Here is a 20814-nt window from a genome sequence, read left to right on the forward strand (position 1 = left end):
TTACCTAAGTTTAAAGATCGTAGACGCGCTGAAAAGTCGCTGATAAGGAATAATACAATTGTCCTATTTGTCGAGGGCCAGTGTATCGAGAGCATGTATACAGCGCTTGAGGCTGATGTGGCGGCGTCCAAAAAAAGGAATCAACACCATTTAAAGAATCTATAAAATTAACAATAACCAAGATATCTGCTAGCGGCCTTTCAAAAAGGGGCTGCCACGTTTCATTCACATTGTTAATGCCATCTTTGCCACGCTGCGAATAACCATCACCAAAAGACGCCTCATGCGTGCGAAACAACCTTTGAGGCTGCAAACCAAATTTAGGCAAATAATTAGGAAATATCTGAGGCATGATTACACCATATAAGTTTTATCAAGCAGCCCACCTGGCGCACTTTGAATAAGCATTTCATCTCGCGTGATTTCTCGTATTTTTTGGTCAATCGTCACCACAGTTTTACCATTTTGTTGAGAGTAGGAAATATCGTTTTGGACACCAGGCGCCTCATTGACAATCACCGTCACATCGCCCTGCTGACGCCCCGCATTATTATCATCAAGAAATGACGTTAAATCTTGGTTTTGCCGAGGGCTTAATACGCGCTCGCCCTTATCAAGCAGGTACGTTGATTCTTTGGGCACATTGTCTAAACCACCATGAGCGATACCCGCAACATCTGCCGCATAGGCACCACCCAAGGCAATAACCGAACCTGCCGCCGCCGCTCCCAAGAAAGGGCCAACATAAGGAATACTGGCAAGCGCACTGTAAGCGCCCATGGCAGCATCACGAGTATTGATAGCAATCCGTTTCAGAGAATCTCTTTTTTCTTTATCGAGCAATACTGTGCCCAGCTGGATCGCTGCACGCACTCGCTGTGCTTCTTTTGTTGTGACGCCATCATAGTAGCGATCAGCAATTGAAAGCAGCACACCAAAACCTTTAGTAGCGATTTGGCGGCGTTCGGCGTCGGCTTCGCGCTCAAGCTTTAACGAGATTTCCTTGTAACGCTCTTCGCTTAAAATTCGCTGCTCTAACGCATTGTCTAGCATTTCCTGACGCCGTTCATGAGCAGCTAAAATACGCTCCTCTTCCGTCATTAATTGCTCTTCAAGAAGTGCGACATTTTGGGCTAAGCTATCGCGCCCGCGCTGATCTTCATCAATGCGCCTAATTTCTTCCGCCGCATTTTCACGTAACTCGATTTCTTTAGCTGTCATCTCATCAAGTCGTTGCTGCTGAGATACCAACTTATCAATTTGGTTTTTATCCAACCCCTCAATTAAACCATTTTCCAAATCGTACCGAAGCTGCGCGGCTTTCGATGTCTCCCCAAATAGATCAATTTGACGCTTAAGCGACGCTTCTATTTTTTCAAACTCCGGCGGCACAACATCAGGGACAGATATTTCATCAGGAGCGTTATTTATAGGAGCTGCGCTTGCACCGAGCGGAACATCAATTGGCCCGCCTTCGTCATTCTTACGATTCAGCGCCCCCAATTCTTTTGATAATTTAATTCTTTCTTCGAGAGATGCAATTTCCTCTCGCAACCGTTTTTTTGCACGACCAAATATATCAGTCGCTTGGCCGCTTTCAATCTGCTGTAATTTAAATTGCGCAACCTCAAGAGCAGTATTTAAGCGTTCAAGATCTCCCAGTGCAGGGCCATGAATAGCAGCAGCTATAGACTCACCGAGTGAATTAACACTATTAATCGTAACAGCGATCGCTTTAGCAGCTTTCCCCATTCCCTGTATGATTGCAGAGGTTAGGATACCCGCCGCTTTTACCGTCTCAGGATCTCTTAATGCTGCAGTCAATGATTCGATATCATCAACAACACCACCCAAGTTATCCGCAGCCAATAAACTAGCCGCAGCATTCGACAATCCCTCAAGCGCACCACCAAAATCGTTACGAGCCGCACGGGCAGACCCACCAAATTGCACTTCCAACTCTTTTAAAATAACACGCTGAGCAGCAGCCAAGTTACCCGACTCAATGAGCGCAGCAATCATTGCCTTTTGATCTTCGGAAAACTGTATACCCGCGTCCGCCAATGCGCTTAAGTTAGTGATTGGATCATTGAGCGCTTTACCCAACTGGATAACCGCACCTTTTAAATCACCATCAAAGCGCACTGCCAAATCGGCCGCCACTTCAGTGGTACGAATAAACTCATCACCTGTTATTTGAGTGAAAGTAATTAGCTGAGATTGCGCCTTAATAATATCAGCAGATGCAAAAGTACTAACATCCTGCAGATTCTCAGCACTTTGAACAATTTCGTCATAAGATAATTTAACCGCATTATTTGTTGTGATAAGCCCCTGTCGAAGTTGACCAAGAGCTCGCTGTTCAATACGCGTAGCTTCGACGATTTCATCGGCCAAGCTGATTGCCCCGAATGTTGCAATCGCCCCGCCTACTACTGCCGTAACACGACGCCCCCAACTTTCTACATCACGTTCATTCTCTTGAAGGTCGCGCCGCATACCGGCAGTATCAGCCCGCAACTCTGTGACTAATCGATCTCGTTCCATAACTAATTCATCACCGCCTTCATGTTGGCAATAAGTATTTTTTCATATTGATGTTTTTGAGCATCATTTAATGATGCGTATTGCGCATCAGTCAGCGCACACCGGTTTAAATAGTCCGTCTTATCGTCATCATCCAATTCGAAAAACTCATCATCCGACAATGAACCAGTATTAAATGGATCACCAAATTTAAAAGACTCTAGCGTTATATTACTTTTGAGTTTTACCAAGCACTTGCAAACCTGCATGGCGGTTTTGCTGAAAAGATTATCCAAACCGCCATAGTCCCATGGCGACTGATTGTAGATTTCATTCCAGTAAGGTAATTCCCATTGCGGGACACGCTGCCCAACTTCAGAGATTGGACAACCAAACAATATAGCAAGACGCGTTTTAAGAAATAACTGGCGGTCTTTTCTTAGTTTTTTTTTGCTTCCTTGCCCGTGTTACCTCCGTACCCGTTTATTTCAATACCTTTACTATAAATAGCAAGCACCTGAGACGCCCCCAAAGCCGACTTGACTAATTCAAGATCTTCCTGCGTGTGCAAATAACCTTGAGGATTCATAAAATATAAAGCCGCCGTAAGTACATCCTCATTACTCACCCTAAGCCCATTGTCATCATCTTTCATAATCGGAAGAATGACAGTCTCCCAATACTGAAGCGTAAAGCGATAAACTTTGACTTTTTCCGCAACACCGTCAATATCACACTCAACGGGATCAAGTTTAATATTCTGTAGAAACTCCATGATCATTAACTCCTTAATTATGGTGTCGCTGGCGGCGCGGGGATTTCTTCCCACGTCGTGCGGCCCGACTGTTTTGCAAATATCAGCATTTGCAGTTGGGTGCTACCATCGGGGGCCTCCATCATCTGACCTAGTAAAGCGACGTTAAACGTGGCGCGATCCCCGCTGCGGTAATCGACACGCATATTAATATTAGTGCGATCATTCACTAATTCTAGAAAACGTGCGTATTCTGGAACCCCTGGTGTTTGGTTAAAGTTAAGCTGCTTATCGGGCGGAGTATCAAGACCCGCAATATACTCCCGCACCGTTGACAGAATGGGTGTGACTTCCACCGTTTCACCTTGCTCACCGACCTGGCCAATGTTTAATGCATTAGGTAACAATACCCAGACATCTGGCGTTAATGGGTCTTCATAATACAAACGAGACCCTGCCCCCAGCGTGGGCACACTTTGATATGGCATAATTAAACCTCTTTATTTTCCTACGTAAGAAATATTAAACTTTAAATATAAACTTGAATGTTCTGGTGCATCATCACTGCCGTATTCAAACCCTACCTCAGTAATACCCATCACCAAACCATCCAATGTGTTTTCATGTAATAAGTTACTAGCGAAGGATGACCACACGTCTAAATCGTCATCAGTATCAAGATCTTTTCGATGGAAACCAATAATAAATATGGCATTGCTTGAAGCAAAAACACCTTGATAATCAAGATCGCCAGAATCAAAAAAACATGTAATTGCCGCTTCGTCGTTTGACATATCGGGCATACGCTCTAGATAAACTGGCTCATCATAATGATTACTCAGTAATTCACCGATGGCCCGCCGTATTACGATTCGCTGCTTAGACACTTATGTCCTCCCGTTCGCCCGCTCGATTCTAAAATTAAGTTCTTGAGATAACAGCCTTGGATAATCACGTTTCATAATGCGTTTTGACAAAATATCTTGCGCACGACTAAAGCGATCTTTAATTTCAATACCAACAACGTCAATAGGATAACGCTTTTTTCCTTCTCTCTTGAACACTTGGAATTTACCGCTCTTTCGATGCACGTTAATAAATGCACCATCAAACTGGCGGCCAGCTGCACGCACACCTTTGCGGTTAGTGCCACGCCTGACATTTTTTAAGATAGTGGCCGTTTTTAATAAACTGATAACCGCCACTTTTCTTGGATATGAATATAATCGTGCGCGGGTCTTTCTTGGTGTTGCACGACTAATGAATGTTTTTTTTCGGACTACCTTAGCCGGTAGTTTTTTACTTTTAGATACACTGCGAACCACTTGTGTTTGCAACCGCTTAACCGACTTATTTAAAGCAGATGACATCGCACGCGGCACTTGATTTCTGGCTAACTGATTCAAGCGCCGCGTGCGAGCATCAATATCTCGCTGCAGACGATTGTTCATGATTTTTCCAAAACAAGGTACGCTTGAATATCCGTATCATTTTCTAGCACTTTCTTTTTGACACGGTAGCGCCTTTGATCGGGCGCAATAAACACATCGTCTTTTTCACATTGCTCGATATCGCGAACAAGAAACGAGCCTAATATCACACGGCTGTAACCACCGCCTGAGTCATTGATGACTTCCATATCATGATCAATAACCGCTGTTGTAGGGACAGAGGGACGGCCATCACGATAACGGTACTCCCCCTCATCCCCGCCTAGCAACGAGTTAGCAATCCTTGCTCCCGTTGCAATAAGATCATGAAACATTATTAGGGCCCTGCAGGCGCTTCACCTGCTGAGCCTGGCAGCAACTTCACATTGACCGTGGTAGCCGCGTCATCAGCTGCAAGAGTGGCAACACCCATTTTGCTATTAGCCGTAGGCTCATCAACAACAGCCGTGCCGTCCCAGTATACTGAAGCCCACTGGGCAATAGCACTCCCAACACCCGTTCCCTTAGGTAAAATGAAGACACCCTCGATCACGGCTTCACCTTCCTCACCATCTAAAACCGATGTTTGCGAAACACCGAAAACATTATCACCCAGCTGGACAACACCACCAGAAGACACAGCACCATTAGCGGTGAACGTCAGAACGTCACCGTTTTGAACAAAGTTTTTCATAAGAAACCTTTAGATTATTTAATAGATATATGAATAAGAGATACTAAAGAAGAGAATTAGGGAGCAGCTACACCACTAACTTTAACAACACCACGGTAGTCAATAACACCCGCCGCGAAGTCATGACGCACCTTGATTTTGATACCATCAACGTTAAAACCTTCTTGTGTTTCCAGGTATGGCTCCTCCTCTCCTTCTAAATACGAATACTCAAAAGCAGGCGCGTCATTAGGTGATGCAAATATATAAAATGGATCATTGTCGACTCCTGCCAACCTCACCTCTTCTATAAGACTTAATGAGTTAGCAAAAACATTCACATCACCGGTAGTGGTAGCTTGCACTGCCGACAAGACTTTTTGAGCCTCTGTTAAACGATCAGGCGATACTAGCAAGTATGAGGCAACCACATCTATATAATCACCATCTAAGCCTTTTTGTTTAGCGAGCGCTTTACGGCCATTATCAATACCAAGCTCTACAGTATCCGCATCAATTAAATTACCATTACTAGCATGGAACATTGCGCGATTATTTTGTTTCAAGCGCGGATTAGAATTAAGCAATTCATAAAAAACTCTAGATTCGTTACGCGACGCCAAACCACCCAGACCGCTCATAAACTGAGTCAACGCTTTAAGATTATCATTAATTAATAATTGGCGACCAAAAGAGAAAGTACGACCAAAAGTTTTGAGCTTATAACTTTCTTCACTTTCTGAAACAGTGCCATCTTTAAATTCACCATTCTCACCAACTGGTAGCAATCCCTGACCGTTACCCACCATAACACTATGATTTTCTTTAAAGTCTGTTGAGGACGAACGACGAGCGAACTCCGTAAATGTTTTTGGTTTCTCACGATACTTATCCAATAAAACTTTATTAGCAACATCCTCTACAATCGCAGGAAAATCACTGGTAGAACTGAAAGCCGAAGCAACCACGTCATTGACACCTTTACCCCGCAAGGATGTGCCACTATACGCCGCCATTTCGCGAACAATATTAAGCATACTCATCCCACGAAACTCTCTAGAGTTATCATTATGCTTGTAACGTTCGGGGTTCGCTCTTGCCAACATAGCGGTAGCAACCGCTTTACGTATATCTTGGCAACCCCCCGTTCTAATTGTTCCGCTAGCGGGTAAATTTTCAGCACTACGCTTAGCTATAATATCAAATGCTTTTGCCCGCGCAGAATCAACACTAATGCCGTTATCAATCCATTGGTTGAGCGTTGCGTCACTATCACCAAAGTTGGCCTTAGCTGCGATTTCACGTAAACCAGATATTCTCTGCCTTTCAGCAATGACCGCATTTCTACCAGTGCCAGCACTAACGGCAGAAACAACACTAGCACGCGAAGATAATGCAGAAGCTGAAGATACATTTCTTTCGTCAGTCGCTGCGGTAGGCTCTTCAGTATCCTCACCAGACGCACTAACACCCAATTCGGACGCAAGTGCACTGATAACCTCCATTGGCATTTCAGCAGCCCCGGTCAACATATCTGCTGTAACGCCCAGCTCGGAAAGAGCTGCCGCCGCCTCCTCTACACCCGCATATTTTTCAGCAAGGGCATTAGCGATTAATTGCAATAGCGATGCATCAACGCCATCCGCACTACTTTTTAGTTGAAACATAAATAACTCCTGGTTGTTTAGTGCGGCACCTGCCGCTTTTTTTAGAAAAGTTGAAGGAATAGAAACACCCGGCTTGATTCGCTGACTATCGTATATTCGGGCTTGCGGAACGTTTTCCATAGGCTCAATCAGGAAATCAGCTAAGCCATAATCGACCGCTTGCTGACCGCGGAAATAATGGTCTTTACCATCAGAAAGAAGCGCCGCAATTTCTTCGGTCGACTTACCGGTTTTGTCTGCATGTAGCTGAATATAGGAAGGCTCGATAGTATCGAGCTGCATTGCTAAATCACGCAAATCATTTGCGTTAAACTGCCCGATAAGATCCGCAAAGTTCGGCTTGTGCATCATCATCATGGCATTACTTGGTATAAACACCTGATCACACGCCATAGCCAACGCACACGCCATGCTAGCGGCCAAGCCATCAATGTAACAAATAACTTCCTTGTCAATTGATTTCAAATAGTTATACATCACTAGACCGTCGATGACACTACCACCTGGCGAGTTAATTCGAATTTCTATTTTATCGCCACTTAACTCGTCAATTGCTTGAACAACACTAGCCGCATCGAGACCATCAAACCAGTCTCCGATAATGCCATAAATAATTAACTGACCTTGCGTATTAATAAATGCAGTGGGTGATAACTGAATAACGCTTTTACCAAACGCTTTAAAAATTTGATGCATTTAATTCACCGCCTAAGTTGTCATTACCATCTAAATCAGAAGAAGCAGCATCACCAGTATCGTTAACAGTTTTACTTTGAATTTGACCGCTCTTGTTCGTTAGACGTGGATCTGTATCTAAGACTATTCCGAGCCTATCCGCTAACTCTGCATCTTCCTTAATTTCGTTAAAGACTTGCTCAACATCATAGCCCCGCGCTCGGAGCTCACCCTGCAGAGAATTCAAACCAGAACGTACTGTTTGCACAATTGCTGGTAATTCGTTTTTAATATCTAGCACATCTTTACGTGGTTTTGTCCACTCAAACTTAACACCGCGAATATCCAATCCCGACCAATACGCAGCATCAATAAACCATTCAGATATTTTTTTTAATTGCTGAGTGATCAAAATATTACGTTGCCAGCGTTCGACATTAGCAAACATTTTTAAACGAGCCATTTTGCCGTTAGCAAAGTTTGCCGAGCTATAATCGCCCGTAAGCTCTTCATAGGTAATGCCATACGCAGAGGCAATAACTCTTTCTTCACCTTTCACAAAGGTATCTTGCCCACTAACTGAAGGTGGTGTAGTCGTCTCCATTCGCTCACTACCGCTAAGCTTTAAAATCAAGCCTGGCTCCATTGTATCGGGAAGCGGATCGCCTTTTTCGTCTGCACCATCCTCAGTCCAAACAGACGCCATTAAACAGGCTGCAATTCGCTGCTGTTCTATTCGTGCGTCTTTAAAATCATCTAACCCTTTCATCCTAGTAAACGCAGAATATCCCCAAGGTATCCCGCGCACCTGACCAGGTCGAAGAATTGAAAACCCATGCGCAACTAAACTTGAGTGAACCGGCTTTGAATCTCCTGATATCGAACCTGCCTCACCGGGGTGGTTATCATGTAAGAAATATTCATAAGGTCGCCCATTGCGAATACGCACACCTTGAACTAGGTCGGACTCACCAACCAATGTATGTCGATCGCGCATATCATCAATATAATCACCCTCGAGCAACTCCAGCTTTAAAGGCACGCGCATAGAGCCATGCTCAGCGTGCCGTCGAATAAATATCGATTCACCAGACAGCGGGATAGTTCTCATAGAGAGTGATTGCAAACCGAATAAATCAGTCTGACCACGATAATCACAATCTACTGATTGAGACCATTCATCCATTAACTCTTGTGCAAGTTTTTCTTTTGCTTTATCCGTAGGATGCTTCGCCTTGGGCTTGATGCCCGTGCCGACCGCATAAGACTCGATAACATCTAAAGCTACCGTTAAGTAAGGGTTATTACGCTCAAGGTTGCGCGAAGAATTGCGCAATGATTTTAGACTCCTGCGATTCTCCGCATTCTGACTAGAGCCAGCCGCACCAAAACCACGACGCCCATTGTTAGCCGCCTCATAACCAGATCTTGCAATCATATGCTCCGTGCGAAGCTTTGCACGCACTCGACGCTCTGCGGCTGCAGGAGCAAAGTACATAAGGGCACGATCAATAATATTCAGTGTTTTCATGAGTTATATCCACGATCGTAACGCTTAAATTTATAGGGCTCTCTTTTTCCGCCACTTATTTCACGTTGCATATCCGCAAGAGTCTGTTTCATTTCACTTAAGCTTCTATAGTCAACACTTCTATCCCTATATGAAACCTTAGTTGCACCGCTATATATTGCCTTTTTTAACGCGTCGATATCTGCTTGTGTTACGGCCACACTTTTACTCTCTTCGTTTAAAATTAGATTTACGACGTTCGCGTGGTTTCGCTTCGCCCTCTTTTGGAATTAGCGCAGTCGTGTCTGCAAATAAATCCGACTGTTTAAAAACTCGCTCTATATCGTCCCACTCTCGTTCCGTTCTTGAATGAATACCCAAAGCACGGGCGGCATGTTCCGCATAAACTTCACAGTCCCAAAATTCAACAGCGGCACCAGACTTAGGTTTCCAAACTTTAATCCCACCTTTACCTGGGATCTTTGATTCCCCTAAGAGCTGATCAAAATAATCACTGCGCATATCATCTTGTGAATAAAAGTGAAACCGATTTTGCCCGCGTGAGTTCAACGACATTTGGCCCGCAATAAAATCTTTTGCCTGATTGGTTCCAACGAAATACAGCTTGACGCCTTTTTTTTCGGCCTTCGTCAATTTTTCAGGGTTCTTGTGTTTTAGCGCTTTACTTGGTGACGGATGAGAAAAAACTGGTGGGTTCGCAGTCGATGACGAACCCTTGATAGCCATTATCTTTACAGTCGGATATTTTTTCTGCCTCTTTAAAACCCAATCGTAAACAGCATCGGTAGCATGACCACCACTATCGATAGACACCGATTTAATAAAAATACTTTTACCTGATTGATGCTCATAAGGTGAAAATATTAACTTATCCAATTCACTCCAAGCCGGGTCTTTTTCATTTAAAGTACTGACATTTGCAAATATTTCTTGCGCGTAAATTAAAAAGCTTCTTCTATCACGACCATGGGCACGAATAACAATAGCTAAACGATTATCCTGTACATCAATTCCTGCAGTTAATTGGAGCCCACCCTCCGGTACAAACTTTTCTTTATGCTGTGATAGCGGGTCATGCTTAGCTTGCTCTCTTAGCGTTTCGGCATCTTCGCGTCCATCTTGATATTCATAAGCGCGACCAAGCTTTGAATTTATAAATACAATTTTCTTTGTATCATCGCCACGCTCGGCATAGTGTTCAGCCTCCAAGTAGCTTTCCACCATATCGACAACACCAACACCATTTAAACAGCTGTACAATTCACTAAGCTGAGTAAAGCCCGCTATTTTTCGATCTGGAAATGTAGGTACCCAACCGCAGTATGGATCACCTACCGCTATAGCATCAGCAACAGTTTGCCGAATGTTTTCTTTTCTTTGGAAATCGTCCCACACACTGCCGCATTTAGGGCACGCATATACAGCCAACTCTGTTCGATGGTACTGAAATATAGGATGAGGCTCCCCGGTGGGCTCTTCATTCTGCCAGCACACCACATTGTCAAAATCCAGAACGTGTTTTTCACCACAATCATGGCAAGCAACAGGCAAAACACGCTTATCAGACAGCTCTATGTGTTGCTCAACGCGTGAAAAGCCTTTAACACTTGGTGTGCCCCCCAAAATCTTTTTAGGTTTTCTCACGCGCTTAGGGCGCTCAAATAAAAGCTTTATCGAATCGCCCTGGTTTGCCAAGTTCTCGCTTGAATCGTCCGGCTCTTCAACAAATACAAAATGCGCCGTTGTACTTTTAACTCCCCAAATCGCGTTCGATCCTAATAACTGAATCGATCCCCCTTTAAAGGTTTTTCTTAATTGACTTGTTCCCGCTTTGCGAGATCCAGAGAAATCTATTTTTTTTGAAATAGGATCAGTAGCTGCGCCGACTGGCTGCATTTTATCTTGCACAAACTTCTTTGCGGCCCCTTCACTTGCGAACATACCCATGAAGACACCCGGCTCAGTATCAACACGCTTAAAAATATAGGCAAGTAGTGCTGTAGTCCAAAGAACTTGCGCAGCCTTCATGCAATAAATTTCATGAATCGCAGGGTCATCAAAAGCCGCAAAAATACCGTATAAATGAGGCCCGTACTCCAAGCTAAACTCTTGTTGAAATGCCCCTGTTTCTGGTGGCAACCTTAAAAACTCTTGTGACCAATCAGCTGTCGAAGTAGGTGGCCTGGGCTTGAGATTCGACGAGACGCTGCTCAAAACTTCCGCCAAGTTTTTTCGCATCATCCGCAATGCTTTCAATGGCAGATCGCAAAGGTTCAAAGACAAGTTCATCATCAAATTCAATTTTGTGTTGTGACGTTATTTTTTCAACAATCTTTTCACCTGCATTGTCGATTGCCGTGGGTATTGTGTGAGACAAACCGTTAAATGCTTCAATCACGTCCTCGGTAGGGCAAAGCAAGCCCATCTTTTCCATATTATCCAGCATCTTAGCCAGTGTATTTTGTCGTGATTCTTCTGCACGCTGCTCACTCAAGCCGACAGCAGCATCACCACCTCGCCCCGCCGCTTCTTGGCGAAGGTGTTCACAATAAAGAACTAGCCATTCTCCTAATGTGAGAGCTTTATCCAATCCTATTTTTTTAGACTGCTTTTGAATTGCCTGCCGACTCACACCAACGATATTGGCAAACTCAGATTGATTAACATGAGAATTAAGAAAGTCCATAAAACACCTTATTTTAGGGTGCTATGACAACCCCCTATAGGAAATCAACATTAATGATTTTTTGCGGGCCTGCCTTCCGTACCCCACCGATCCGACAGGAGAACCTAACCCATAGGGGGGGGTATCCGATTAAATAATGACAGGTAGAGAAAAAACTAATCGACGCTCAATAAATGAAGTCCTTTTCACCACTTCAATGCATTCACTCCATGAGCTTTGCGCACCACCAGGCGCTACCACTTTAACCACCACATAATAACGCCCACTTAAATCCAATTGAGCATCCACTGTGATATCAATAAAGTAATTATTCGAAGAGCCAGCGACTAACACCATGGGACTATCCACATCAAATCCAACAATAGCCACACCAGAACCATCAAGAATCGACGCCGTCACCACAGCATCAGAAATAACATTACCAGTAAAGCCCGCCCGAACATCCGACAAAACCAACCGCATTGAGTTATCGTGAAAATACTGCAAACAACCATTATCTGCTAACCTGTCATAAGGATAAAGGCGAAGCTTGCCGCTAATAAATCCCTCATGAACAACAACAGGCGCAACCACATTCACAGTGCGCGTAACACTGACCGCATTACCTGCATCATCAGTCACACTATACGTTAATGAATTAGCGCCAACAGCCGAGACATCGACACCACCCACAATGTTAACACGTGAACTAATATCACCATCTACGTTATCGATAGCGGAATAGCCAGGATCAATAAAGGGCGTATTGATAACATGCTCTATTGTCAAGCCATTCACCAGCGTTATTACTGGAGCTACGGTATCAGGTGCAACAGATCGATTCACAATCGACCATGTAGCAGAGACACCGCCAATGGTTAAAACAACGTCCGTGCTACCTGGATACGTTGCTGCTGAGTTAGCCCTCAACTGAATACTGTTACCCGGAAACCAAGCACCATTAGCAGCTGCAAAAGCACGGCCATTGATTGAGTACTCACCACCCGTAACACTAATTGCCAGCTCTTGATTAGCGCCTGCTGGCGTAATCACTTCAGATAACTGTTGAGTATTTATCAAAGCCTCATTAATGGCAGCAAAACTAAATACATCAAGCGAGCCATCTGGCGTACCAATGATAAACGGCGCTTCAATATAACGCGCCGTAGAACCGTCTAAATAACGAATTCTATAACGGCCTGTTACAACCTGTACCGGATCAACAAACACAATAGAATGATTATTAACAGTAAGCGCGGGATCAATCGTGTATTGGATCTGTTGACCTAACTCCGGCACATAACCAGGAAAGCGTGGATTGTCAGTGCCAGGAATCGGTGAGTTCTGAGCCAGCTTAACCAATGAGTCTGAGTTACTATTATCCGGTACCGCAGCCAAACTAAAATACAACCAGCCATTTTGTGCCAGTAGTGTTTGCCCTGTTAATTGCGCGCTATCCGTCCCATCACTCACCGTAATAATTAAATCACTTTGACCCCACGCAAAAGGATCAATAAATTCTGGAAGCGTTGCCAACACATGATCAGTAATTGAGACGTCATCAATGGTTAAATTAAAAGAGCCACTTAATACAGGATGGCTTACAACAACGGAATTAATTTCACCAAGCAGCGCAGTTGTAATATCAATTTGCTCACCTGGAGCAAAACGACCAACGAAACCAGCAATCACTGGACCAGAGATAAAAGCATGACTGCCATAATTCCAGCCTGCATTGTCTGCTCGCCGATGACTACCGTAACTCCAATTAGGCATTATGGCGCATCCAAATCAAGTACAGTGGCAGGAACAACCGTTACCGCAACATTTGAATCACTCTCAGATGCAGCTCTAACAGCTAAATATACTATCGTGTTTTCAACGGGAATGCCTTGTCCCGATACTTCAAGAACACCTGCGTTAGACGTTATCGTTTGCTCGGCAACCAAAATAGACATCGACTGATCCAGAACCCACACACTGTAATCGCCATCAGCAACAACATTATTAGTTTGTGGATCGTAAAATGTTTCCCTTACACCCAAGTTAGCGCTAGACGCTAAATCACCGTCTAGGTTCCAAAAGATTGGCCCTGCAGCCTCACCTGTAACAGTCCCCAATGTCGAAGGTGCCGCATTGTAACTCGCAGCAAAACCACCGGTTTCATTTGCAACAGCACCAACAGCTGCATTAAAGAAATCACTCGACCCACCAACGCCCGTCACGTCACCCAGCAATAAAACATTGTAATTATCACTAGTTGAAACAACATCAAGAGGGGTTGCTAAAGGAGTGCTTTGCGGCGCTGGGCCATTGGGCACCTCAACCGTAGAAAATAAATCATACGAGCCTACGCCACCAGCCTGCCTATAAATAACGACCTGAATGGCATTGTTAGGCCCAAAGTTGGTGATATTGGTATTTAGCGTTGTCGCCCTTCCTTCTGCCAAAGCCGCCAATCCTGTTACATTGGCATTACCCGAACCAAAACCAAAAAAGCCGCTACCCGTGCCGCTATTCTGTATACCCACTAGAAAGGCCATTAGTACACCTTAACCCCGTTATTGTTGTAGTAGTTCAAACGATCCGCTGCATAGGTAACAATGGCCGGTAGATTATTGGCCACTTGGCTAATCACTTGTGTTGCTCCTGCAGGGACAGAAAAATTATTTAAATCAGGCGCTTGCGAATACATACAGATATACGACACCAAGCCACACAATAAATACATAGTTTCTGTTCCATGGGGAGAAGAATCTCCCATTAAATCCGTCCACACCACAGAAGAAAGAAAAGGTAAATTTTCCAGCATGTCGGCAATAACAGGATACACCGGCATAACGCGTAACGTTAAATTAGGCCGAGCCGCTAAAATTTCATTAAACCACGCAATATGCCAATTTAAATAATCGCCACGAGAATATGTGTTATAGGTCACCCACTCTGCATTAGTGAGATTTAGCACATCCGCAAAAGAACCCGCTAAATTAGACTCAGGCCAATGCACATACATAAGCGCCTCAACCAAAGGCTCTTCAGCGCGAATATTATCTATAAGCGTTAACACTCTAGGTAAATAGGATTGCGGTGTCTCTGTTTCCTGCTCAAAATTCGACGCCATGAAAATCAGCTGGTCAAAATCCTGATCAGCAAAACTTCCACTTGGCCACGGATCGTAACTATTCGAGGAGTAAGCCAATTGAGCACCAACAGGGACACCGTTGTCAGCCCAGTTAGTATTGATCGTTGTAATTTGTCCGAACTCAGCCGCCCCCGATGCTTGCATACTACTCTCAGCAGCAAACAAACCTATCCATGTGCCTGCTCTTGTGTAATCGGTGTTTGGTGCAGCATCACCACCGTCATAGGTAAATAGCGAATGACCAGCGACATAATAATGACTGTTATCAATAATAGGGGCTGCCGCATTGGGTAATAACAAATTACCCATGGAAGCCGCCAACCCTGCGTATTTAAACCCCCAGACAGTTTCTGTGCTTAACGCTGCTAACCTAGCGCTAATAGCCAAAACACCATTACAAAAAACTTCGATTGACTCACCAAACGCTCTGATAACACCGCGAGGAGGAACATTAGGATCATAATTAGGAATAGCGTATGTCCCAAGTGTGGCAACGGGTGCATTGTTTTCTACATGCACTAAAGCCAACGTGCCATTTAAATTTACACAGTCAATAAAATTCTCATTATCACGATAACGAATCATAATGCCCGTTTCGTTTCCATCGCCGCCATTGGGGAAATACGTCGCACTGATAATACCGTCAGACATTCCCGTATCTGCACCAATTAACCAACCAATAGCGGGCGCCGGCTGATTGCCCGTTGGAAATAATTGATTGTTGCGCACCTCAAATGTACCCGCCCTTGGCACCAACGGCGCAGGCGCGGGGCTGCCATTGGGCAAACTAAAATCCAATAACCGCAATGAAGGCCCAGGATTTAAAACGGGTATAGGCGGCGGTACATAATCACCATTAGGTGCATCCCCTCTTAATCCATAGCCAGGGGATTCAATAATGGCAATATGATCGTGAGTACTTGTCATTGTTAAAACAACGCCCTAACAGCTAACCCATCCACACCACGATTATTATCATTAATCCCTGCACTCGAATAATGAAAATACTCTAATTCAAAAACAGAGTAATGCAGGATTAACCCCAGCCTGTAATTTCGCCTTCCCACCAACTGAAAATCCGATGTATAAGCAATGCCAATCCTTGGCCTTAGCTCACCACCTAAGACACGCCACTTTGGATGTACAATTCGTGAAAAAGAATAAAACACCTTTTGATCTTGGTATCCATGCTTTCGCGTATCACCTTCACCCATCACACCTACATGGACATCCCACTTTTTGTAGAGCACAACACCGGCGCCGCCCACTCTCACAGTGGAATGCACAACGGTAGTACCCAACTCTAAATATGGAGTAAATGCCTTTTTTGCCTGCGCTTCAGCATCTAAAGCAAAAACAAGGACAATCAAAAAGAAAACAACAGCGGTTGCCGTCGTGGTTATAACACCCTTAATTTTCATGCTTCCCACCCTTTTTGGTATTAACATTAAAAAGCGAACCCAAGAACGAGTCGCTAATCCTTTTTAAAACTGAAATCGTGCTAGCACCTGAGTGCCCCGCCATGCCACTTATAAACACCGTTAATAATTCGGGAACACGAAACTGCATACACAGCAAATAAATCATCACACATGCAAAGCCTGATATAACCATTTCTACCAAAAACCCAATAACGGAAAACTTTGTAATAGTTCCCGCTTTTAAACGCAGTAAATACGAGACCATACAACCCCAGGTTGCAAGAATTAAGGCAAGCATAACGGTTATCAAATTAGCGTTATTGGGGTCTTTGTACGGCATAAGAAGACATCCAAAAAAAGGCCCACTCAACAAGGGCCACTCAAGGGCGAGTAAAAAAACAAGGATTTACAGGCATAAAAAAACCCGCTTCCTTGCGGTTGCGGGTCTATTTAATTAACACTTCGTTTCACTATACCTGAAATATACAGATTTTGCTCTCCCTGCGCAATACCCTATTTTACACTTATTTAATATTTTTATCTGATTGCGTTAAATCATTTTCTAAATACTCACTTAACGCACACCTCCAAGCGCCCTCACTAATAGTGTATTTAGCCTCTTTTCTTTTAGGATATGAGTAAAAATCTAAGCCGCCTTCGTCATCGCATGAGCCAAATAATTTTTCTTGGATAAACTTATTTATCTTAATAATACTATTTCGTATTTTTTTCATACCCATTTTCATAGACTCAGAAATATCCCTATAAGTACACTTATAGCAGTACCTATTAACGAGTAATTTATGCAGAAAGGGATCTTCTTGCTTTAATGCACCTACCGCCGCATCCACTTTCAGCGCGTCGTCATCAGCAATATGAATTAAATTATTAAAAAATGGATTAACCTTGAGATCAGCCAAAATCCACATTGGGCTTGTGACAGAAAAATTAACATACGACCAACTTGCCCAGGCTTTTAAAATTTCATCTATTGGTGTATCAATTGAAATATTCACTGCATTAAATCTCCCATATCATCAGCCCATGAGTTGTCGAACAACTCTTGATTTAAAGGTATTTCTCGTGTTGACCTGCTAGCAAAATACCTATTTACGCCCAAAGCTGTTTCATGTTCCATATTCATTTCCCTCACCTTCGAAGCTTCGATGTAACCAATATTTACGCCCTGCCAACCCTTATTAACCGTATAGTCAATAATTTCAGTTGGCGACATCACAAGTTTTTTAGAGCCATCAACGGCGGTTTTCATCGCTTGATTAAATGCCCTTTGCGTCAACGGTTTTTTTACGCTGATCCTAAAATCAATATAACTTTCCATGGCATCAACTTCGATCAACTTATCAAAATCACCTAAATCTATTTTTTTATACTTCATCGTAGTTACCTTAGTTAATTAAATGTTTACTCATTTTGTTTAGTTATAAACGTATAGTTATTTTTAATCGTTGTTTTAAAATCTTACCAACATGGATTGATCAGATCGGTTGCTTGTCGGGCAAACGCTCGCCTAACCATTTAAGGCAGACTAGCGCTTCCAGTATTAACAACGCGGACGTCACGTCACGGAGAATACGGGGCGAGCCTAGACATGCACTATCTCGCTATGGACGTATCGCTGCAGTGCGACCTCTACGCCTGTCCATCACCACGGATCGATACAACTCAAGTAAATTTTCTTCATGCTTAGAACCAAAGAAAACTCACCGCAGTTGCTCAATGCTGGGCCACTCTTGCGGCTGCGCGTGTGTAGAGAACCCCAGTACGCGCTTTTTAAGATCCCGACCCTGCGTTTAGCTAGCCGTCAATCGGGAAATTTTGGGCAAAAAAATACCCTCGAATAAATATTCGATAAAAAACAAACAGAAATAAGAATTACAGATTAAAAATTAATAAAAATATTTTGAGACGATCATATAAACCACCTAACACTGCTAAAAAACTGCCGCACCACCGATATGATGGCTGTGTGCTTGCGGCAAGCACGGTACACACAATACGTTTCAAGCCCCGCGAATGACTCTCACAACAAGAAAGTTTTATTGGCTCGAATAACCAGACACAAAAGCGTCAGCAACAACATCCCATAACTCGGACTCAGAGAGCTGATAGCGGTCAAAGTTGGTATCAGGCTCTACACCGATCTCACAAAAGGAACGAGCGCCTTTAGGGTATTCATAACGCTTAGTCATTAGCGTGATAACAATGCCATCGGACTCTGTAGAATGCATGTTATATTCAGCTACGTGATACTCTTCACCAGCCCTAATAACTTCCAAGCCCCGTTTCTTTTCCAGTGCATATTGCCCGCTATGAATCCAGGGCCTTCCGCCGCACGGCATTCTTTCACCTTCGTGCAAATAAGCATCATGGGTTTCTTCACCCTTCCACGGCATAGCTTGCCAATACTGATTTTTTTGAACACCAATAAGCACGCGAGATGTAAAAGAAAATCTATGATCATGAATCGCGGAGTGCTCAAAGCATTTTCGTCGCGGCAACTCAGGATGCCATACATGAAGTCTTTGCCTGCCTTGCAACTTGATCTGTATAAAACCAAGACCATGCAATGTAATTGATTCCGATATCTCTTTAAATTTTTCAGTATTCATACAAGCACCTCAGAAAAATTAGGCTCAAAAAAACCAAGCTGGCCGACACACGGCGTAAACGGGAAAACCTCAGCTTTACTAAAAGCAAAACCAAGAGGCCCTGTAAACCATCTTGAACATGAACGAGTAACAACGCCTTCCATAAATACACAGCCAACAATTCCGCCTTTTTCTAAACACTCAAATGATGGAATATTTATATTGGGATTAATGTCTTGAGCGAATGCCACAGCCTCGCTATATTCTTTTTTAGTACAGCCCTTACTCGCATGAATTAAAAGACCACCGGTAAATCCAGGCTTGTATTTCCAACTCCTGTTCTCGACATCTTTGTAGCCGTTCACAATGAGCCAAGCCCAAGGCTGTTTGATTGATAATGCTTTCATGCTGCTAGCCTCGCTTGCTTATTTTTTTATTTACCTTGGTGCCATACTTATCAATATACTTTTGGTAAAACATCCAGCCTTCAGGCGCATAAAAACCCCAGTCGCGCAAGTTCGGGCCAGTGATAAATATTGTCCAAACGGGGCCTTTCACCACTTCTAAACGGTGCGCGAATTTAGCACTGCGAAATACAGGAAAAAATCGGGGAATAAACCTTACTCGGTTAAAGGTATGCTCAGTTATTTCGCCGGACAACAAAAAAGACACGCTGTACCAAGGATGATCATGCAGCGCGCGGTCATCATCAGATGCAATAAATTTGTGCAGATAAATATTAAAATACTTATTGCGCGGAATAATCCACCAGCGGTCGAGATAATCCTCTACCTCAAAGTCAGGCGGTCTTTTTACTGCGAAGAGGCTCTTAATTTTATTAGGCAACAGTTCGCATAACTTCTCACTCCCCATGGACGACCACCTCAGTTTTGCCGGTGTAGCCACAAAGTCTTGCCGTCTCTATTCCCCATTGCTCTACAATGTGAGGCAGCTTAACTCCGTATAAATCTTCAACATAACATTGCGCTACGCGATGAAGCTCCGCTATTGTCATACTATTTGGATCACTATCAATAAAACCGCTTTCTAGCGCGCCAATAATTGAACACACAAATTCATTAATCGCGTCCGCCTTAATTTGGCTGTTACTTTGCTCACTCACGAATCATTCCCTCTACAGTTAATAAAACACTCAAAACAACAGATAACAATTGCTTTGCTTGATTATGCGCTGCTTCCAACTCACCAGGATCAATACCGTCCGCCAAATCCAGCAGCCCATCTAACAATGCACTTGAACGCTCGTTGACATATTTCAAAGCATCACTGACAGATAAGCGCCCTTCTGACGTAAAGGTTTTCGTTGAATGAAAAACGAGGCCCGCGTCTTTAAAAAACTTATTAAGAAATTCAACACGCAAGTTTTCGGGCATCTCGGCAACAATGACAGGCAATAAATCAAAGAATTTTCGGGCGTCAGCTTTTTGTGGGGGATAAGCACCAAGGTTGCGATATAAGCGTTGACCAAACATTTCGACATCATGCTCGGTTATATCGGGATTATCTAAAAGATGTCTCACACCTAAACCGCGCAGCGCAGTTTTAAATTTTCTAGCATGAGACAATAGGCTTGCTGACACACCTTTGCGGCCAACATTCACAAGATACCGCCACTTATTCATATACACCAAAAGCAAATCCGTGGGATTTTGAGTGTAGTCGATCATATTTTTTTACCTGTAAGCATTAGAATAATTGGA

The 20814-nt window shown here is 43.6% G+C and carries 26 protein-coding genes; all 26 read right to left on the reverse strand.

What is annotated here, in order from left to right; genetic code table 11:
- Positions 1-10 precede the first annotated feature (10 nt).
- Complete coding sequence (locus BVC89_RS16205) at positions 11-352, reverse strand: phage tail protein (RefSeq protein WP_086932194.1); 342 nt, start codon at positions 350-352, stop codon at positions 11-13.
- 2 nt (positions 353-354) lie between these two features.
- Positions 355-2547, reverse strand: a complete 2193-nt coding sequence (locus BVC89_RS16210; protein ID WP_086932195.1) for a hypothetical protein — start codon at positions 2545-2547, stop codon at positions 355-357.
- Between the two features lie 2 nt (positions 2548-2549).
- Positions 2550-2924 (reverse strand): hypothetical protein, encoded by a 375-nt coding sequence (locus tag BVC89_RS16215; RefSeq protein ID WP_086932196.1) that lies wholly within the window; start codon positions 2922-2924, stop codon positions 2550-2552.
- Between the two features lie 41 nt (positions 2925-2965).
- Positions 2966-3301 carry a hypothetical protein gene (locus BVC89_RS16220; RefSeq protein ID WP_086932197.1) on the reverse strand — a complete coding sequence of 112 codons (336 nt, stop codon included), beginning with the start codon at positions 3299-3301 and terminating at the stop codon, positions 2966-2968.
- Positions 3302-3318: 17 nt separating this feature from the next.
- The gene (locus BVC89_RS16225; protein WP_086932198.1) at positions 3319-3768 is read right to left on the reverse strand and encodes a hypothetical protein; all 450 of its coding nucleotides are present in this window, start codon (positions 3766-3768) and stop codon (positions 3319-3321) included.
- 12 nt (positions 3769-3780) lie between these two features.
- Positions 3781-4167, reverse strand: coding sequence for a hypothetical protein (locus tag BVC89_RS16230; RefSeq protein WP_086932199.1), 387 nt, complete (start codon positions 4165-4167; stop codon positions 3781-3783).
- Entirely contained in the window at positions 4168-4731 is a 564-nt protein-coding gene (locus BVC89_RS16235) for a phage tail protein (RefSeq protein ID WP_086932200.1), read from the reverse strand.
- Positions 4728-5045, reverse strand: coding sequence for a hypothetical protein (locus tag BVC89_RS16240; protein WP_086932201.1), 318 nt, complete (start codon positions 5043-5045; stop codon positions 4728-4730). Before BVC89_RS16240 ends, BVC89_RS16235 begins: the two co-directional genes overlap by 4 nt.
- Before the next feature lie 2 nt (positions 5046-5047).
- On the reverse strand, positions 5048-5404 hold the full coding sequence (locus BVC89_RS16245; RefSeq protein ID WP_086932202.1) for a DUF2190 family protein: 357 nt from the start codon (positions 5402-5404) through the stop codon (positions 5048-5050).
- A gap of 56 nt (positions 5405-5460) precedes the next feature.
- Positions 5461-7746, reverse strand: a complete 2286-nt coding sequence (locus BVC89_RS16250) for a head maturation protease, ClpP-related (protein WP_086932203.1) — start codon at positions 7744-7746, stop codon at positions 5461-5463.
- Positions 7730-9256, reverse strand: coding sequence for a phage portal protein (locus BVC89_RS16255; RefSeq protein WP_086932204.1), 1527 nt, complete (start codon positions 9254-9256; stop codon positions 7730-7732). The genes BVC89_RS16250 and BVC89_RS16255 overlap by 17 nt, the downstream gene beginning before the upstream one ends.
- Positions 9253-9456: a phage head-tail joining protein gene (locus tag BVC89_RS16260; RefSeq protein WP_086932205.1), complete on the reverse strand. Its 204-nt coding sequence runs from the start codon at positions 9454-9456 to the stop codon at positions 9253-9255. The genes BVC89_RS16255 and BVC89_RS16260 overlap by 4 nt, the downstream gene beginning before the upstream one ends.
- Positions 9457-9460: 4 nt before the next feature.
- Positions 9461-11497 carry a phage terminase large subunit family protein gene (locus BVC89_RS16265; RefSeq protein ID WP_158657984.1) on the reverse strand — a complete coding sequence of 679 codons (2037 nt, stop codon included), beginning with the start codon at positions 11495-11497 and terminating at the stop codon, positions 9461-9463.
- The gene (locus BVC89_RS29825) at positions 11418-11942 is read right to left on the reverse strand and encodes a hypothetical protein (protein WP_158657985.1); all 525 of its coding nucleotides are present in this window, start codon (positions 11940-11942) and stop codon (positions 11418-11420) included. Before BVC89_RS29825 ends, BVC89_RS16265 begins: the two co-directional genes overlap by 80 nt.
- Before the next feature lie 129 nt (positions 11943-12071).
- Entirely contained in the window at positions 12072-13697 is a 1626-nt protein-coding gene (locus BVC89_RS16270; RefSeq protein ID WP_086932207.1) for a DUF5011 domain-containing protein, read from the reverse strand.
- Positions 13697-14464 (reverse strand): hypothetical protein, encoded by a 768-nt coding sequence (locus BVC89_RS16275; RefSeq protein WP_086932208.1) that lies wholly within the window; start codon positions 14462-14464, stop codon positions 13697-13699. The genes BVC89_RS16270 and BVC89_RS16275 overlap by 1 nt, the downstream gene beginning before the upstream one ends.
- Positions 14464-15990: a hypothetical protein gene (locus BVC89_RS16280; RefSeq protein ID WP_086932209.1), complete on the reverse strand. Its 1527-nt coding sequence runs from the start codon at positions 15988-15990 to the stop codon at positions 14464-14466. The genes BVC89_RS16275 and BVC89_RS16280 overlap by 1 nt, the downstream gene beginning before the upstream one ends.
- A 2-nt stretch (positions 15991-15992) precedes the next feature.
- The gene (locus tag BVC89_RS16285; RefSeq protein ID WP_086932210.1) at positions 15993-16484 is read right to left on the reverse strand and encodes a hypothetical protein; all 492 of its coding nucleotides are present in this window, start codon (positions 16482-16484) and stop codon (positions 15993-15995) included.
- Complete coding sequence (locus tag BVC89_RS16290) at positions 16474-16824, reverse strand: phage holin family protein (protein ID WP_086932211.1); 351 nt, start codon at positions 16822-16824, stop codon at positions 16474-16476. Before BVC89_RS16290 ends, BVC89_RS16285 begins: the two co-directional genes overlap by 11 nt.
- A gap of 184 nt (positions 16825-17008) precedes the next feature.
- Positions 17009-17500, reverse strand: coding sequence for an antiterminator Q family protein (locus BVC89_RS16295; protein WP_086932212.1), 492 nt, complete (start codon positions 17498-17500; stop codon positions 17009-17011).
- Entirely contained in the window at positions 17497-17880 is a 384-nt protein-coding gene (locus BVC89_RS16300) for a hypothetical protein (RefSeq protein ID WP_086932213.1), read from the reverse strand. The genes BVC89_RS16295 and BVC89_RS16300 overlap by 4 nt, the downstream gene beginning before the upstream one ends.
- A gap of 661 nt (positions 17881-18541) precedes the next feature.
- Positions 18542-19114: a hypothetical protein gene (locus BVC89_RS16305; protein ID WP_086932214.1), complete on the reverse strand. Its 573-nt coding sequence runs from the start codon at positions 19112-19114 to the stop codon at positions 18542-18544.
- Positions 19111-19500, reverse strand: a complete 390-nt coding sequence (locus BVC89_RS16310; protein ID WP_086932215.1) for an ASCH domain-containing protein — start codon at positions 19498-19500, stop codon at positions 19111-19113. The genes BVC89_RS16305 and BVC89_RS16310 overlap by 4 nt, the downstream gene beginning before the upstream one ends.
- A gap of 4 nt (positions 19501-19504) precedes the next feature.
- Positions 19505-19966, reverse strand: a complete 462-nt coding sequence (locus tag BVC89_RS16315) for a hypothetical protein (RefSeq protein WP_086932216.1) — start codon at positions 19964-19966, stop codon at positions 19505-19507.
- The gene (locus BVC89_RS16320; protein ID WP_086932217.1) at positions 19956-20216 is read right to left on the reverse strand and encodes a hypothetical protein; all 261 of its coding nucleotides are present in this window, start codon (positions 20214-20216) and stop codon (positions 19956-19958) included. The genes BVC89_RS16315 and BVC89_RS16320 overlap by 11 nt, the downstream gene beginning before the upstream one ends.
- The gene (locus tag BVC89_RS16325; protein ID WP_086932218.1) at positions 20209-20781 is read right to left on the reverse strand and encodes a hypothetical protein; all 573 of its coding nucleotides are present in this window, start codon (positions 20779-20781) and stop codon (positions 20209-20211) included. The genes BVC89_RS16320 and BVC89_RS16325 overlap by 8 nt, the downstream gene beginning before the upstream one ends.
- Positions 20782-20814: the final 33 nt, after the last annotated feature.

This window comes from Agarilytica rhodophyticola (assembly GCF_002157225.2).
In the GTDB taxonomy this organism is placed as follows: Bacteria; Pseudomonadota; Gammaproteobacteria; order Pseudomonadales; family Cellvibrionaceae; genus Agarilytica; species Agarilytica rhodophyticola.